Origin of the sequence: Caulobacter hibisci, assembly GCF_016135805.1 — a bacterium.
Lineage (GTDB): Bacteria > Pseudomonadota > Alphaproteobacteria > Caulobacterales > Caulobacteraceae > Caulobacter > Caulobacter hibisci.
This window is the reverse complement of sequence record NZ_JADWOX010000003.1, coordinates 166516-182134: the sequence shown is the minus strand read 5'-3', so window position 1 is coordinate 182134 and position 15619 is coordinate 166516. Positions and strand designations below refer to the sequence as shown.

Here is a 15619-nt window from a genome sequence, read left to right as displayed (position 1 = left end):
CGGATGGGTGTTGTTTTCGCGCCGAGCGGCTGCTGGCCGCACGATCGTTGCATACCAGGGCCGTACATGCGTCGTCTTCTGTCCACCGCCGCGGCGGTCGCGTTGGTTTTTGCTTCCGGAACCGTTCTCGCCGCCGGAACGCCCGCTGGAACCCCCGCCGGGACCAAGGGCGCCACCTTCGCCAGCGTCACCACCCAGCTGCCGCGCAGCGCCTATCCGACCCATTACGACCTGTCCTTCACGCCCGACGCGGCCAAGATGAGCTTCACCGCGTCGGTGAAGATCACCGTCGAGGTCACCCAGCCGACCGCGACGATCACGCTGCAGGCGGCCGACCTGACCTTCGCCAAGGCCGCCATCGACGGCAAGGCCGCGACCATCAAGGTCGACGACGAAGCCCAGACGGCGGCCTTCACGGTCAAGGCGCCGCTGGCCAAGGGCAAGCATGTGCTGGTCATCGACTACGCCGGCCAGATCTACACCCAGGCCGCCGGCCTGTTCGCCCTCGACTACGACACCGAGCAGGGCCCCAAGCGCGCCCTCTACACCCAGTTCGAGAACTCCGACGCCCGCCGTTTCATCCCCTCGTGGGACGAGCCGTTCCACAAGGCGACGTTCAGCGTCGAGGCGACCATCCCCACCGGCCAGATGGCCCTGGGCAACATGCCGATCGCCAAGAGCGTCGACCTTCCCGGCGGCAAGACCCGCGTGACCTTCGCGACCTCGCCGAAGATGTCGACCTACCTGCTGTTCTTCGGCCTGGGCGAGTTCGACCGCGCCAGCGTCAAGACCGGCGGCGTCGACATCGGCGTGGTCACCAAGAAGGGCGACCTGCCCAAGGCCAAGTTCGCCCTGGAGGCCGCTGGCCCTCTGGTGGCCTGGTACAACGACTATTTCGGCGTCGACTACCCGCTGCCGGTGCTCGACCACATCGCCGCTCCGGGCCGCAGCCAGTTCTTCAGCGCCATGGAGAACTGGGGGGCGATCTTCTACTTCGAATACGCCCTGCTGATGGATCCCTCGATCTCGACCCAGCGCGACGCCCAGAACATCTACACCACGATCGCCCACGAGACCGCCCACCAGTGGTTCGGCAATCTGGTCACCATGGCCTGGTGGGATGACCTGTGGCTCAACGAAGGCTTCGCCTCGTGGATGGAGAGCCGGGCCACCGAGACGTTCCATCCCGAGTGGAACGCCCAGCTGGGCGCGGTGGCGGGCCGCGAATACGCCATGAACCTTGATGGCCTCGTCTCGACCCACCCGGTGGTGCAGCACGTCGAGACCGTCGAGCAGGCCAGCCAGGCCTTCGACGGCATCACCTACCAGAAGGGCGAGGCGGTGATCCGCATGCTCGAGGGCTATGTCGGCGAGGACGCCTGGCGCGGCGGCGTGCGCGCCTACATCAAGGCCCACGCCTACAGCAACACGGTCAGCGACGACCTGTGGAAGGCGGTCGAGACCTCGGCCGGCAAGCCGATCACGGCCATCGCCCACGACTTCACCCTGCAGCCCGGCGTGCCGCTGATCCGCGTCGACGGCGGCGCCTGCGAGGGCGGCAAGCAGGTGCTGACCCTGACCCAGGGCGAGTTCAGCAAGGACTTCCCCGACAAGAAGCCCCTGGTCTGGCGCGTGCCGGTCAACGCCAGGGCGCTGGACGGTTCGACCGTCGCCAAGACCGTGGTCGAGGGCGGCAAGGCCAGCCTGACGGTCGAGGGCTGCGGCCCCGTCGTCGTCAACGCCGGCCAGACCGGCTACTACCGCACCCTCTACGCCCCGGCCCGCTTCCAGGCGCTGGCCGAGCGCTTCGGCCAGCTGCCGGCCATCGACCAGCTGGGCCTCCTGTCGGACGCCTGGTCGATGGGCACGGCCGGCCAGCAGCCCGCCGCCGACGCTCTGGACCTGATCGCCGCCACGCCGGCCGACGCCGATCCGCAGGTGCTGGCCAAGGTCGCCGGCGTGCTGTCGGCCATCGACGGTTACTACCAGGGCCAGCCGGAACGCGCGGCCTTCCGCAAGCTGGCGATCGCCAAGCTGTCGCCGATGCTGGCCCGCGTCGGCTGGACGCCCCAGGCCGGCGAGCCCGATCCCGTCGCCATCCTGCGCGGCGACCTGATCGCCACGCTCGGCGGCCTGGGCGACCCCGCCGTGGTGGCCGAGGCTCGGCGCCGCTACGCCGCCGACAAGACTGATGCGACGGCCATCCCGGCCCCGCTGCGCAAGGCCATCCTCGGCGTCGTCGCGGCCAATGCCGACGCGGCGACCTGGGACGCCCTGCACGCGCAGGCCAAGGCCGAGAAGACCCCGTTGGTCCGCACCCAGCTCTACAGCCTGCTGGCGGCCGCGCAGGACGAGGCCCTGGCCCGCAAGGCCCTGGATCTGGCCCTGACCGCCGAGCCGGGCGAGACCAATTCGGCCAGCATGATCTCGGGCGTCGCCGCTCGCCACCCGGATCTGGCCTTCGACTTCGCGACCGCCAACAAGGACACGGTCAACGGCAAGGTCGACAACGGCGCCCGCAGCCGCTTCATCCCCAGCTTGGCCACGGCCTCGGGCAAGATCGAGACGGCCGCTAAGCTGAAAACCTGGGCCGCGGCCAACCTCGCCGAAGGCTCGCGCAAGGAGGCCGACAAGGCGATCTCGGCCATCGAATACCGGGCCAAGGTGCGCAAGGAACGCCTGCCGGCCATCACCGCCTGGGTCTCCAAGGCCGGCTGAACGGGCCTTTCTGAGCGTCGCCGCAGCGTCGACAGGCCGACGCTGCGGCGGCCTGTCTTGCAGATTCCCCTTCTTTCCCTGCGGGAATGGGGTTGCGGGTCGCTGCGTATCCCCCATATCGGGCATCGAAGCGGGGTTGACGGGCTCGTCAACTTCGATTGAACCCTCTCCTTTCGCTCGTTCGCGGGCGGCAGGATTTTGGATCAACGCGACCAACGGGGACGGACCGAGAAAAACCGGGGCGCTTTCATAGGCCCTTGTCACCGCCGTCCGCCATTCGAGGAGCTGCAGGCACCACACATGAGCAAGATTATCGGTATCGACCTTGGCACCACGAACTCGTGCGTGGCCATCATGGACGGCAAGAACCCCAAGGTGATCGAGAACGCCGAGGGCGCACGCACCACCCCGTCGGTGGTCGGCTTCCTCGAGGACGGCGAGCGCCTGGTTGGCCAGCCCGCCAAGCGCCAGGCCGTGACCAACCCGACCAACACCCTGTTCGCGATCAAGCGCCTGATTGGCCGCAATGCGAACGACCCGGTGGTCGAGAAGGACAAGGGCATGGTGCCCTACGAGATCGTCAAGGGTCCGACCGGCGACGCCTGGGTCAAGGCTCACGGCAAGGACTACTCGCCCCAGGAAGTCTCGGCCTTCATCCTGCAGAAGATGAAGGAAGCCGCCGAAGCCCACCTCGGCGAGCCGGTCTCCAAGGCCGTCATCACCGTTCCGGCCTATTTCAACGACGCCCAGCGCCAAGCCACCAAGGACGCCGGCAAGATCGCCGGCCTGGAAGTGCTGCGCATCATCAACGAGCCGACCGCGGCGGCCCTGGCCTATGGCCTCGACAAGAACGACGGCAAGAAGATCGCCGTCTATGACCTCGGCGGCGGCACCTTCGACGTCTCGATCCTCGAGATCGGCGACGGCGTGTTCGAGGTGAAGTCGACCAACGGCGACACCTTCCTCGGCGGCGAGGACTTCGACCTGCGGATCGTCGACTACCTGGCCGACGAGTTCAAAAAGGAGCAGGGCGTCGACCTGCGCAAGGACAAGCTGGCCCTCCAGCGTCTGCGCGAAGAGGCGGAAAAGGCCAAGAAGGAGCTGTCCTCGACGGCTCAGTACGAGGTCAACCTGCCGTTCATCAGCATGAACGCCTCGGGCCCGCTGCACCTGAACATCAAGCTGTCGCGCTCGAAGCTGGAAGCCCTGGTCGATGACCTGATCGCCCGCACCATCGGTCCGTGCGAACAGGCCCTGAAGGACGCCGGCCTGAAGAAGAGCGACATCGACGAAGTGATCCTGGTCGGCGGCATGAGCCGCATGCCCAAGGTCCAGCAGGCGGTGCAGGACTTCTTCGGTCGCGAACCCCACAAGGGCGTGAACCCCGATGAAGTCGTGGCGCTGGGCGCGGCCGTCCAGGCCGGCGTGCTGCAAGGCGACGTCAAGGACGTGCTGCTGCTCGACGTGACCCCCCTGACCCTGGGCATCGAGACCCTGGGCGGCGTGTTCACCCCGCTGATCGAGCGCAACACCACCATCCCGACCAAGCGCTCGCAGACCTTCTCGACCGCCGACGACAACCAGTCGGCCGTGACCATCCGCGTGTTCCAGGGCGAACGCCCGATGGCCGTGGACAACAAGATCCTCGGCCAGTTCGACCTGGTGGGCATCCCGCCCGCGCCGCGCGGCGTGCCGCAGATCGAGGTCACCTTCGACATCGACGCCAACGGCATCGTCCAGGTCCACGCCAAGGACAAGGCGACCAACAAGGAGCACTCGATCCGCATCCAGGCCAATGGCGGCCTGTCGGACGCGGACATCGAGCGCATGGTCAAGGAAGCCGAGGCCAACAAGGCCGCGGACGAGCAGAAGAAGAAGCTGGTCGAGGCCAAGAACCAGGGCGAGGCGATCCTGCACTCGACCGAGAAGGCCCTGGCCGATCACGGCGACAAGGTCGGCGCGCCCGAGAAGGCCGCCATCGAGACCGGGATCACCGAGCTGAAGACCGCCCTGGAGGGCGAGGACGTCGAGGCCATCCAGGCCAAGACCCAAGCCCTGATCCAGGCCTCGATGAAGCTGGGCGAGGCGATGTACGCCTCGCAGCAGGACGGCGAGGGCGCTGACGGCGCGCAAGCCGCCGCGGACGACGGCGTGGTCGACGCCGAGTTCGAGGAAGTCGACGGCGCCGACAAGCCGGCGTCCTAAGCCATGGCCGCGCCGGCGAACGCCCTTTCGAGGACCGTTCGCCGGCGCGTTCCTTTTCAGGTGCGCCCGTTTGACGCCTTGCGGCGGGACGCGGCCTCCCCCACCTCTCCTACGACAATCCTTGTCCTGTTGAGCCTTACGGGCGCCGAACGCTGACGATGCGCGACTATTACGAAATTCTCGGCGTGAACCGGACCTGCGACGACGCGGGCCTGAAATCCGCCTTCCGCAAGCTGGCGATGCAGCACCATCCCGACCGCAACGGCGGCTGCGAGGATGCGAGCGGCCGGTTCAAGGAAATCAACGAGGCCTATTCGGTTCTTTCCGACCCGCAGAAGCGCGCCGCCTATGACCGCTTCGGCCATGCCGGGGTCAACGGCCCGCAGGGCGGCGGCGGAGCCCAGGGCTTCGACGCCAGCGACATCTTCGGCGACGTGTTCGGGGATGTCTTCGGCGAGATGTTCGGCGGCGGCCGCCGCCAGTCCAACGGTCCGCAACGCGGCCAGGACCTGCGCTACGACCTGGAGATCTCCCTGGAGCAGGCCTATGCCGGCGCCGAGGTCGAGATCAAGGTTCCGGCCGCCATGACCTGCGAGGTCTGCGACGGCTCGGGCGCCAAGCCGGGCACCAGCCCCACCGTCTGCGGCTCGTGCGGCGGCGCCGGCCGCGTGCGCGCCACCCAGGGCTTCTTCTCGGTCGAGCGGGCCTGCCCGCGCTGCGGCGGCTCCGGCCGCCTGGTCCTCGACCCCTGCGCCGGCTGCCATGGCCACGGTCAGGTCCGCAAGGAACGCATCCTGTCGGTCCGCATCCCGGCCGGCGTCGACGACGGCGCCCGCATCCGCCTGGCGGGCGAGGGCGACGCGGGCGTGCGCGGCGGCCCGCGCGGCGACCTCTACCTCTTCCTTTCGGTGACCCCGCACGAGCTGTTCGAGCGCGACGGTCTGGACCTGCTCTGCACCGTGCCGGTGCCGATGACGGTCGCGGCCCTTGGCGGCGAGATCGAAGCCCCGTGCCTGAAAGGCGGCGAGACCTGCGACGGCACCTGCCGCGTCAGCGTCAAGGTTCCCGAGGGCGCCCAGACCGGCAAGACCGTCCGCCTGAAGGGCAAGGGCATGCCGTCGCTGCGCAACCGCCAGCGCGGCGACCTGGTGGTCGAGCTGTTCGTCGAAACCCCGACCCACCTGTCGGCCCGCCAGAAGGAGCTCCTCAAGGAGCTGGCCGGCCTCTGCGACGACAAGCAAAACCCCAAGTCCGCCAACTTCGTCGGCAAGGCCAAGCGCTTCTGGGAAGAAGTGACGGGCAGCTAGGGCTTTCGGGGGGGCTTAAGTCCTTCGGTCAGGCGCCGCATTTCCTCGACGTGCTCGGCCTGCGCGTCGCGCGCCTCGGCGTCGCGCCGTGCGGCGTCGAAGGTCTCGAAGCGGTTGTGGGCTGTCTGCTTGGCTTCGTCCGCGCCAATTCGGCCGGCGTTCTTGAGGACGTCGCGGTCGTTGAAGGCCAGGAAGGCGTCCAGGCGCTCGGCCCAGTCGGCCATGGTCATCGATTTGCGTCGCCGCGCCTGATCCTCGGCGAAGTCGAGGAACATGGTCACGATGCGGTTGAGGTCTTCGACCTCTTCGGCCGCCAGGTAGTTCTTGGCGGTGTCGATGTCGCCCTTGCGGACGCGTTCGCCCTTCCAGCTTTGCAGGCCCATGTTGGGCGCGGCCGGATCGGCGCGGGCGACGATCAGTTCGCCGGCCGTCTTCCCGGTCACGGCGTGCAGCATCTTGTTCTGGACGGCGGCGAAGAACAGGCGCGCGGAATCCGATCGCCCGTCATAGTCGACGGCGGTGGCGTAGACCTCGCGGACCTTCTGGTAGAAGCGCTTCTCCGAGGCCCGGATGTCGCGGATCTTCTCCAGAAGCTCGTCGAAATAGTCGAAAGGCCCAGGGTCGCGCAGGCGTTGGTCGTCGAGGACGAAGCCTTTGACCAGATATTCCTTGAGCCGGGTCGTGGCCCACTGGCGAAACTGGATCCCCCGGACAGAGCGTACGCGATAGCCGACGGCCAGGATGGCTTCGAGGCTGTACCACAGCGTGGCATAGGCTTTTCCGTCGGCGGCAGTGGTCAAGGATTCCTTGACAACTGCCGGCTCGGCCAGCTCGCCCTCGGAAAACAGGTTCTTCAGGTGGAGCGAAACGTTCTGCTTCGTCGTCGAGAACAGCTCGGCGATCTGGGCCTGCGTTAGCCACACCGTGCCGTCGGCGGCCCGAAGCTGCACGCGCGCAAGCCCGTCCTCGGTGTTGTAGAGAACGATCTCGCCCCGGTTCACGCCGCCGCTCCCATGGTCACAAAAAGTCCCCAGTACAAAACATGAACTCGCTACATCGCGCTTCTGCGAAGCAGCGTCAAACGTTAAGTCTGGCGGGATGAACGCCCCTGTTTCTCCGTCCGTCCAGACCTTCGACGCCACCGGCGCCACGCCGGTGATGCAGCAGTTCTTCGACATGAAGACCCGGCAGCCGGATGCGCTGCTGTTCTTCCGGATGGGCGATTTCTACGAGCTGTTTTTCGACGACGCGATCCGCGCGGCCGCCGCCCTGGGCATCTCCCAGACCTTCCGGGGCAACCATAACGGCCAGCCGATCCCGATGGCCGGCGTGCCGCACCACGCGGCCGAGGCCTATCTCTCCAAGCTGATCCGTATGGGCTTCAAGGTCGCCGTCTGCGAGCAGATGGAAGATCCGGCCGAGGCCAAGAAGCGCGGCTCCAAATCGGTGGTGCGCCGCGACATCGTCCGCGTCGTCACGCCGGGCACCCTGACCGAGGATGGCCTACTGGACGCCCGGGGGGCCAACCGCCTGGCGGCCGTGGCCATCCGCGCGGGCCAGGCCGCCGTGGCCGCCGTCGAGCTGTCCACCGGCGAGGTCGAATGCTTCTCGACCGGCAAGGAGGGCGTCGGCGCGCTGCTGGCGGCCCTGTCGCCGTCCGAAACCCTGGTCGCCGACCGCCTTCTGGCCGACGACCACCTGGCCCAGACCCTGAAGATCTGCGGCGGGCTTATCCAACCGATGCCTTCGGCCCTTTCGGAGCCGCAGGCTTCGGAGACCCGGGTCAAGCGTCTCTACGGCGTCGACACCCTGGACGGCTTCGGCGGTCTCGCGCCCGCCGAGATCGGCGCCCTGGGCCTGATCGCCGCCCACCTGGAAATGACCCAGGCCGGCAAGCTGCCGGCTCTGCGCGCCCCACGCCGCGCGGCCGAGGCCGACGTCATGTCGATCGACCCGGCCACCCGCTCCAGCCTGGAGATCGACCGCACCCAGGGCGGCGACCGCAACGGTTCGCTGCTGGCGGTCATCGACCGCACGGTCAGCGCCGGCGGCGCGCGCCTGCTGGCCGCCCGCCTGTCCCGGCCGCTGCTGGATCCCGCCGCCATCGACCAGCGCCTCGACGCCGTCGAGTGGTTCGTCGATCACCGCAGCCTTCGCGAGCGCCTGCGCGAGCAGCTGAAGGGCGCGGGCGACATGGCCCGGGCTCTGGCCCGGCTGGCGCTCGGCCGCGGCGGTCCCAGGGACCTGGCCTGCCTGCGCGACGGCTTGAAGACCGGCGAGAAGCTGGCCGGCATGGTCGGCGGCTCGGGCGATCCGCTATCGCCGCCGCCCGCGGAACTTGAGACGGCCCTGGCCGCCCTGACGCCATCGCTGCACCAGGGTATCTCGCAGCTGCTGAACACGCTGGAAGCCGGCCTTGGCCCAGACCTGCCGGCCCTGGCTCGCGACGGCGGCTTCGTGGCGCCGGGCGTGCGCCCCGAGCTCGACCAGGCCCGCTCGCTGCGCGACGACAGCCGCCGGGTGGTCGCCGCTCTCGAGCAGCGGCTGATCCAGGAGGCGGGGATCTCGCTGAAGATCCGCCACAACGGCGTGCTCGGCTATTTCGTCGAGGCCACGGCCGGCAAGGCCGACCCGCTGTTCCAGCCACCGCTGAACGCCACCTTCATCCACCGCCAGACCCTGGCCAACCAGGTGCGCTTCACCACGGTGGAGCTGGCCGATCTCGACGCCCGCATCGCCCAGGCCGCCGAGCGGGCCCTGGCCATGGAAGTGGCCGCCTTCGAGGACTGGCGCGCCGAGGCCGTCGCCCTGGCCGCCCCGATCCAGGCCGCCGCCGAGGCCCTGGCGCGGCTGGACGTCGCCGCCGCCCTGGCCGAATGGGCCGAGGACGCCGGGGCCGTACGCCCGGCCGTCGACAAGTCGCTGGCCTTCGAAGCCAAGGGCGCCCGCCACCCGGTGGTCGAGGCGGCCGTGCGCCGCGCCGGCGACCCCTACACCCCCAACGACTGCCGGCTGGACGCCGCCGGCGACGTCGCCGCGCGTCTTTCGATCGTCACCGGCCCGAACATGGCCGGTAAGTCGACCTTCCTGCGCCAGAACGCCCTGCTGGCCATCCTGGCGCAGTCGGGCTGCTATGTGCCGGCCAAGAGCTTCAGGCTGGGGGTGGTTGATCGCCTGTTCAGCCGCGTCGGGGCTGGCGACGACCTGGCCCGTGGCCGCTCGACCTTCATGATGGAGATGGTCGAGACCGCCGCCATCCTGACCCAGGCCACGCCGCGCAGCCTGGTGATCCTCGACGAGATCGGCCGCGGCACAGCCACCTATGACGGTCTGGCGATCGCCTGGGCCTGCGCGGAGTCGCTGCACGACACCAACCGCTGCCGCGCCCTGTTCGCCACCCACTATCACGAGCTGGCGACGCTGGAAGAGCGCCTGGCGCACGTCTCCAACCTCAGCTTGCGGGCCAAGGAATGGAACGGCGACCTCGTCTTCCTGCACGAGGCCGCCGACGGCCCGGCCGACCGCTCCTACGGCGTGCAGGTGGCCAAGCTGGCCGGGGTGCCGCCGCAGGTGGTCGCCCGCGCCAAGGAGGTGCTCGACCGCCTGGAGAGCAAGACCGAATCACCGGCCAAGCTCGACGACCTGCCGCTGTTCGCGGCCGCCGCGCCGGTCATGGCGGCGCCTGCCGTTTTGGCGCCCAGCGTCGTGGATGCGGCGCTCAAGGACCTCGATGTCGACGGCATGAGCCCGCGCGAGGCCCTGGAGGCGCTTTATCGTCTTAAGGGTCTGCTCAAGACCTAGGAACAATCATAGGAGCATGGCGGCGGTCGGTTCGACCGGCCGCTTTGGTCGTCTCGCTCGAGTAACCATATAATCGCCATGCCCCGTCGCCTTCGTCCCACGCCTCTCGAACATGTCGTCGACGGTCACGCCCTGCGCGCCCGGCTGTCGGCCGCCGCCCTGGACGCCATCGGCGACGAGGCCGCCCAGCGGTCCCGGGCGATCGAGATCCTCAAGCAGGCGCTGTTTCGCGGCCGGATGATCGCTAAGGAGCGGCTGGAGAATGGCGCCAGCGGGGTCGAGACCTCGCGTCTGCTCAGCGGCGTCACCGACGAGGTGATCACCGCCCTCTACGACTTCACCACGGTGCACGTGTTCCGGGCCCGCAACCCGACCGAGGGCGAGCGCCTGGCGCTGCTGGCCGTCGGCGGCTACGGCCGCGCCACCCTGGCCCCGTTCAGCGACATCGATCTCCTCTTCCTGCGGCCCTACAAGCAGACGCCGCACGTCGAGAGCGTGATCGAGTACATGCTCTATGCGCTGTGGGACCTGGGCTTCAAGGTCGGCCACGCCTCGCGCACGATCGAGGAATGCGTCCGCCTGTCGAAGGAGGACTTCACGATCCGCACCTCGATCCTCGAGGCGCGGCGGCTGACGGGCGACGAGCGCCTGGCGGCCGACCTCAAGAAGCGCTTCCGCGACGAGGTCATGAAGGGCACCGGCCAGCAGTTCGTGGCCGCCAAGCTCAAGGAGCGCGACGACCGCCAGGCCCGGGCCGGCGCCAGCCGCTACATGGTCGAGCCCAACGTCAAGGAAGGGAAGGGCGGTCTTCGTGACCTGCACACCCTGGTGTGGATCGCCGAGTACCTGCACCCCGTCGACCGGCCCGAGGACGTCTTCAAGCTGGAGCTGTTCTCCAGCCGCGAGGCCAAGGGCTTCATCCGCGCCTTCGATTTCCTGCATGCGGTGCGCGCCCACCTGCACTTCACGACCGGCCGCCCCGAAGAGCGGCTGACCTTCGATCTGCAGCCCGAGATCGCCCGCCGCATGGGCTATGGCGATCGGGGCGACGCGCCGGCGGTCGAGCGCTTCATGCGCCGCTACTTCCTGATCGCCAAGGAGGTCGGGGCCCTGACCCGCGCCTTCTCGGCCAAGCTGGAAGCCGAGCACTTCAAGAACGAGCCCAAGGGCATTTCGCGCTTCCTCCCGGGCGGCAAGCCCAAGCGCAAGGCCCTGGACGCGCCGGGTTTCTACGAGGACGGCGGCCGCCTGAACATTGACGGGCCAGAGGTCTTCGAGAGTGACCCGGTCAACCTGATCCGCCTGTTCAAGATCGCCGACGAACGGGATCTCGACCTGCATCCCGACGCCTTCACGACGGTGACCCGCAACCTCGGGCTCATCACCTCGAAGGTGCGGCGCGATCCGCACGCCACCCAGGCCTTCCTGGATCTCCTGGCGCGCGGCAAGCGCAGCTATCGCACCCTGACCCTGATGAACGACGCCGGCGTGCTGGGCCGTTTCATCCCGGAGTTTGGCCGGGTCGTGGCCCAGATGCAGTTCAACATGTACCACTCGTACACGGTTGACGAGCACACCCTGCGGGCCGTCGGCCTGATCGGCGACATGGCCGCCGGCCGCCTTTCCGAAGACCATCCGCTGGCCGTCTCGATCATGCCGCTGATCGAGGACCGCGAGGCCCTGTTCCTGGCCATGCTGCTGCACGACACCGGCAAGGGCGGAGTCGGCGGTCAGGAGAAGGCCGGGGCCAGAAGCGCCCGCAGCGCCTGCGAGCGCCTGGGCGTCGAGCGCACCAAGGTCGAGCTGGTCGCCTGGCTCGTCGAGAACCACCTCGTCATGAGCGACTTCGCCCAGAAGCGCGATGTCTCCGATCCCGGCACGGTGGCGGCCTTCGCCCGCATCGTCGAGAATCCCGAGCGCCTGCGCCTGCTGCTGGTCATCACCGTCGCCGACATCCGGGCCGTCGGGCCGGGGGTATGGAACGGCTGGAAGGGCCAGCTGCTGCGCGAGCTCTACAACGCCACCGAAGCGGTGTTCCGCGGCGGGCGCGGCAGCGACGCGGCCGTCCATGTCCAGCGCCATCAGGAAGCCGCCGCCGCCGGGGCCCGCGAGGCCCTGGTCGCCGCCGATCCGGCCGCCAAGGGCTGGGCCGCGGCCATGGAGGACGCCTATTTCGGCGCCTTCGGTTCGCAGGACCTGCTCGACCACGCCGCCCTGGCCCGCCGCGCCGCCATCCAGGGCGGGGCCGCCGCCGAGGGGCGGGTGGCCTCGGGCTCCAACGCCGCCGAGATCGTCGTCGCCGCCAAGGACCGTCGCGGTCTGTTCGCAGATCTGGCGCTGGCCATCTCGTCCCTGGGCGGCAACGTCGTCGGGGCGCGGGTCTTCACCTCCCGCCAGGGACAGGCGCTCGACGTCTTCTATGTGCAGGACGTCACCGGCGCGCCGCTCGGCTGCGAGAACCCCCGCGCCCTGCGCCGCCTGGCCGACGCCCTGGAAGCCGCCGGCCGCGGCGAGGGCGTCAGCGTCGAGGCCCGCCGGGGCGCCGAACTGGCCCGCACCGCCGCCTTCGCCATCGCCCCCACCGTCGTGATCGACAACGAGGCCTCTAATGAAGCCACCGTCGTCGAGGCTTCGGGCCGGGATCGTCCAGGCCTGCTGCAGGCCCTGGCCCGCACCCTGGCCGACAACGGCCTGTCCATCCAGTCGGCCCACATCGACGGCTATGGCGAGCGCGCGGTCGACGCCTTCTACGTCCAGACCGGCGAAGGCGGAAAGCTGGCCGACAACCGCAAGATCTCGACCTTGAAGTCCGACCTGCTGGCGGCCCTCGAGCAGAACGAGGCCGGCGCGCCCAACACCCGTCCAGGGTTGAAGCGCGCTCGGGCCAGCGTGGCCCGCTAGATCGATTCAACTTTACGTCGAAGTCGGATGCGGCCTAGCTTGGCTGCGTGAGGCTTTGTCGCCGGCAGCGACCGGCGACGCGCGTGGGGGAGAGTACAGGACATGACCCGTTGCTGGCGCTGGGCTATGCCCGTGGTGATCGCCGTCTCCATTCTGGGGGCGGGCATGTCGGCCTTCGGTCAGATCCATGAGCGGATCTACCCGGCCCCCACCGCGCCGCTGAGCCTGTCGGGCCTGCCCGAAGGGGCGGCCTTCATCACCGTGACCACGGCGGACGACCTGTCGCTGAAGGGGATCGAGGTCGCGCCCCGGCCGGGCAAGCCGACCTTCCTGATCTTCCATGGCAACGGCTCTGCGGCCTCGCGCAGCGTCGTCTGGCTGGCCCCGCTGGTCGCCGAGGGCTACGGCGTGGTGGCGGCCGAGTACCGCGAATACAGCGGCAATCCGGGCCGGGCGTCGGAGAAGGGCCTGGCGGCGGACGCCGACGCCTTCTACGCCCGGGCGCGACAGACGGCCGGCGCGGGCAAGCTGATCGTGGTCGGCCACAGCCTGGGCGGCGGCGTCGCCTTCGGCTTGGCCGGCCGCCAGACCCTGGACGCCCTGGTCACCATCGGCACGTTCTCCAGCTTGCCGGCCATGGCGCCGGCGTTCGCCCGGCCGCTGCTGATCGACCGCTACGACAACAAGGCCGCGGTGGCGAAGCTGGACGAGCCGTATTTCCTGGTCCACGGCGACGCCGACCCGGTGGTCCCCTTCGTCCAGGGCGAGACCCTGCGCGCCGCGGCGGTCGCGGCCCATCGACCGGGCGCGATGTTCGTCGTTCAGCGCGGCGGTCATGGTCCCAACAGCGCGACCCTGGCCACGATCCTGACGACGGTCGCCGCCAAGGTGGAGGCGGGCGGCGACACAGCGCCCGTGGCGCTGCCGGCCAACGTGACGCTGACGCCCTTCTGAAGCGGGGCTCCTGGTGCAGTTCCCGTGAAACCTCGGTGCAGCCGCCGCGCCGCCGCTTGACGCCTGTTCGCCCAGCGCCCAGAAGCCGAGCGTGACCGACCTTCCGACCGCCGCGCCCGAACCAACGCCCGCTCCCGCCGCCAAGAAGGGCGGAGGACTGCTGAAGTCGTCGGCGATCTATTCGGGCCTGACCCTGGTCAGCCGGTTCATGGGCTTCGCGCGGGACCTGGCCGTCTCCTACCGGATGGGCGCCAGCGCCACCCCGGCGGCCGACGCCTATAACGCCGCCCTGGCCTTCCCGAACCTGTTCCGCCGGTTCTTCGCCGAGGGCGCCTTCGCGGCCGCCTTCGTGCCGGCCTACGCCAAGTCGCTGCAGCGCGACGGCGAGGAGAAGGCCGACATCCTGGCGGCCGACGCCATGGCCACCCTGGCGGCCTCGACCATCATCATCACCGTCATCTGTCAGCTGGCCATGCCGTGGCTGATGATGCTGATCAGCCCGGGCTTCGGCTGGGGCACCGAGAAGTACAAGCTGGCCGTCCTGCTGACCCAGATCACCATGCCCTACCTGCCGTGCATGGCGATCGTGGCCCACCTGTCGGGGGTGCTGAACGCCCGCGACCGCTTCATCCTGTCGGCCGGCGCGCCGATCCTGCTGAACATCTTCACCCTGGCCTTCATCCTGCCCCAGAGCACGGCGGTCTCGGCCGCGACCTGGGGCTCGGCCGGCGTCGTGGTGGCGGGCGTCGCCCAGGCGGCCCTGCTGACCTGGGGCGTCAACAAGTCCGGCGCCAAGGTGCACTGGCGGTTGCCGCGCCTGACGCCGGAAGTGCGCGAGCTGATCGGCAAGGCCATCCCTGGCGCCCTGGCGGCCAGCGCCACCCAGGTCAACATCTTCATCTCCGGCGCCCTGGCCAGCCACGTTCCCGGCGGCCGCACCTGGCTGGCCACGGCCGACCGCCTCTACCAGCTGCCGCTGGGCCTGGTGGGCGTGGCCATCGGCGTCGCCCTGCTGCCTCGGCTGTCGCGCGCCGTGCATTCGGGCGACCGCGACGACGCCCAGGGCGCGATGGACCAGGCCGTCGCCCTGGCCATGGCCCTGACCCTGCCGGCGGCGGCGGCCCTGGCGGCCATGCCCGGCTTCCTGTCGGACGGCCTCTACACCCGCGGCGAGTTTACCGCCTTCGACGCCAGCCAGACGGCCGCGGCGCTGTTCTTCTACGGCCTGGGCACCCCGGCCTTCGTGCTGCAGCAGCTCTATTCGCGGGCCTTCTTCGCGCGCGGCGACACCAAGAGTCCGATGCGCTTCGCCCTGATCTCGGTGGCGGTCAACATCGTGCTGGGCCTGATCCTGTTCCAGCTGATGGGGGTGAAGGGCATCGCCGCCGCCACCGCCGTGGCCTCGTGGATCAATGTCGGCCAGATGGCTTTCGGCCTGTGGCGCAAGAAGGACTACAACCCCTCGCTCGACACCTGGTCGCGCCTGGCGCGGATCCTGGCCGCCAGCCTGGGCATGGCCGTGCTGCTGGCCGCCGCCTCGCACTGGCGCGATCTGATCGAGGCGCCGCTGCGGAGCCTGGGCCTCACCGGCCACGCCATCGGCGCCAAGGAGTTCGCCCTGGCCCTGACCTGCCTGGCCGGCGCGGTGGTCTATCCGCCGCTGCTGTTCCTGTTCGGCGGGGTCAAGCCCAGCGAGCTGAAGGCGGTGCTGCGTCGGGGCAAGGCTTGATCCG

The 15619-nt window shown here is 69.4% G+C and carries 8 protein-coding genes; 7 read left to right on the top strand and 1 reads right to left on the bottom strand.

What is annotated here, in order from left to right; translation table 11 throughout:
* Positions 1-66 precede the first annotated feature (66 nt).
* The 3 genes from I4Q42_RS06895 (at position 67) to dnaJ (ending at position 6230) form a co-directional block, all read left to right on the top strand.
* A complete protein-coding gene (locus I4Q42_RS06895; protein ID WP_198575323.1) occupies positions 67-2718 on the top strand; it encodes a M1 family metallopeptidase in 2652 nt (883 codons plus the stop codon).
* Positions 2719-3018: 300 nt separating this feature from the next.
* Positions 3019-4923, top strand: coding sequence for a molecular chaperone DnaK (dnaK, locus tag I4Q42_RS06890; RefSeq protein ID WP_198575322.1), 1905 nt, complete (start codon positions 3019-3021; stop codon positions 4921-4923).
* Between the two features lie 158 nt (positions 4924-5081).
* Positions 5082-6230 (top strand): molecular chaperone DnaJ, encoded by a 1149-nt coding sequence (dnaJ, locus tag I4Q42_RS06885; protein WP_198575321.1) that lies wholly within the window; start codon positions 5082-5084, stop codon positions 6228-6230.
* On the opposite strand, the gene I4Q42_RS06880 is transcribed toward dnaJ, so the two are convergent.
* Positions 6227-7231 carry a virulence RhuM family protein gene (locus I4Q42_RS06880; protein ID WP_198575320.1) on the bottom strand — a complete coding sequence of 335 codons (1005 nt, stop codon included), beginning with the start codon at positions 7229-7231 and terminating at the stop codon, positions 6227-6229. The two genes, dnaJ and I4Q42_RS06880, sit on opposite strands and share 4 nt — an antisense overlap.
* Before the next feature lie 97 nt (positions 7232-7328).
* Between I4Q42_RS06880 and mutS the strand changes: the two genes are divergently transcribed.
* The 4 genes from mutS (at position 7329) to murJ (ending at position 15615) form a co-directional block, all read left to right on the top strand.
* A complete protein-coding gene (mutS, locus tag I4Q42_RS06875) occupies positions 7329-10031 on the top strand; it encodes a DNA mismatch repair protein MutS (RefSeq protein ID WP_198575319.1) in 2703 nt (900 codons plus the stop codon).
* Between the two features lie 78 nt (positions 10032-10109).
* Positions 10110-12932: a [protein-PII] uridylyltransferase gene (locus I4Q42_RS06870; RefSeq protein WP_198575318.1), complete on the top strand. Its 2823-nt coding sequence runs from the start codon at positions 10110-10112 to the stop codon at positions 12930-12932.
* A 102-nt stretch (positions 12933-13034) separates the two neighbouring features.
* On the top strand, positions 13035-13886 hold the full coding sequence (locus tag I4Q42_RS06865) for an alpha/beta hydrolase family protein (protein WP_198575317.1): 852 nt from the start codon (positions 13035-13037) through the stop codon (positions 13884-13886).
* Between the two features lie 91 nt (positions 13887-13977).
* Positions 13978-15615 (top strand): murein biosynthesis integral membrane protein MurJ, encoded by a 1638-nt coding sequence (gene murJ, locus I4Q42_RS06860; protein ID WP_198575316.1) that lies wholly within the window; start codon positions 13978-13980, stop codon positions 15613-15615.
* Positions 15616-15619 lie beyond the last annotated feature (4 nt).

Excerpts from the sequence above, each read along its gene's own strand:
- I4Q42_RS06895 (WP_198575323.1), top strand. The coding sequence starts at position 67 with ATGCGTCGTCTTCTGTCCACCGCCGCGGCGGTCGCGTTGGTTTTTGCT.
- dnaK (WP_198575322.1), top strand. The coding sequence starts at position 3,019 with ATGAGCAAGATTATCGGTATCGACCTTGGCACCACGAACTCGTGCGTG.
- dnaJ (WP_198575321.1), top strand. The coding sequence starts at position 5,082 with ATGCGCGACTATTACGAAATTCTCGGCGTGAACCGGACCTGCGACGAC.
- mutS (WP_198575319.1), top strand. The coding sequence starts at position 7,329 with ATGAACGCCCCTGTTTCTCCGTCCGTCCAGACCTTCGACGCCACCGGC.
- I4Q42_RS06870 (WP_198575318.1), top strand. The coding sequence starts at position 10,110 with ATGCCCCGTCGCCTTCGTCCCACGCCTCTCGAACATGTCGTCGACGGT.
- I4Q42_RS06865 (WP_198575317.1), top strand. The coding sequence starts at position 13,035 with ATGACCCGTTGCTGGCGCTGGGCTATGCCCGTGGTGATCGCCGTCTCC.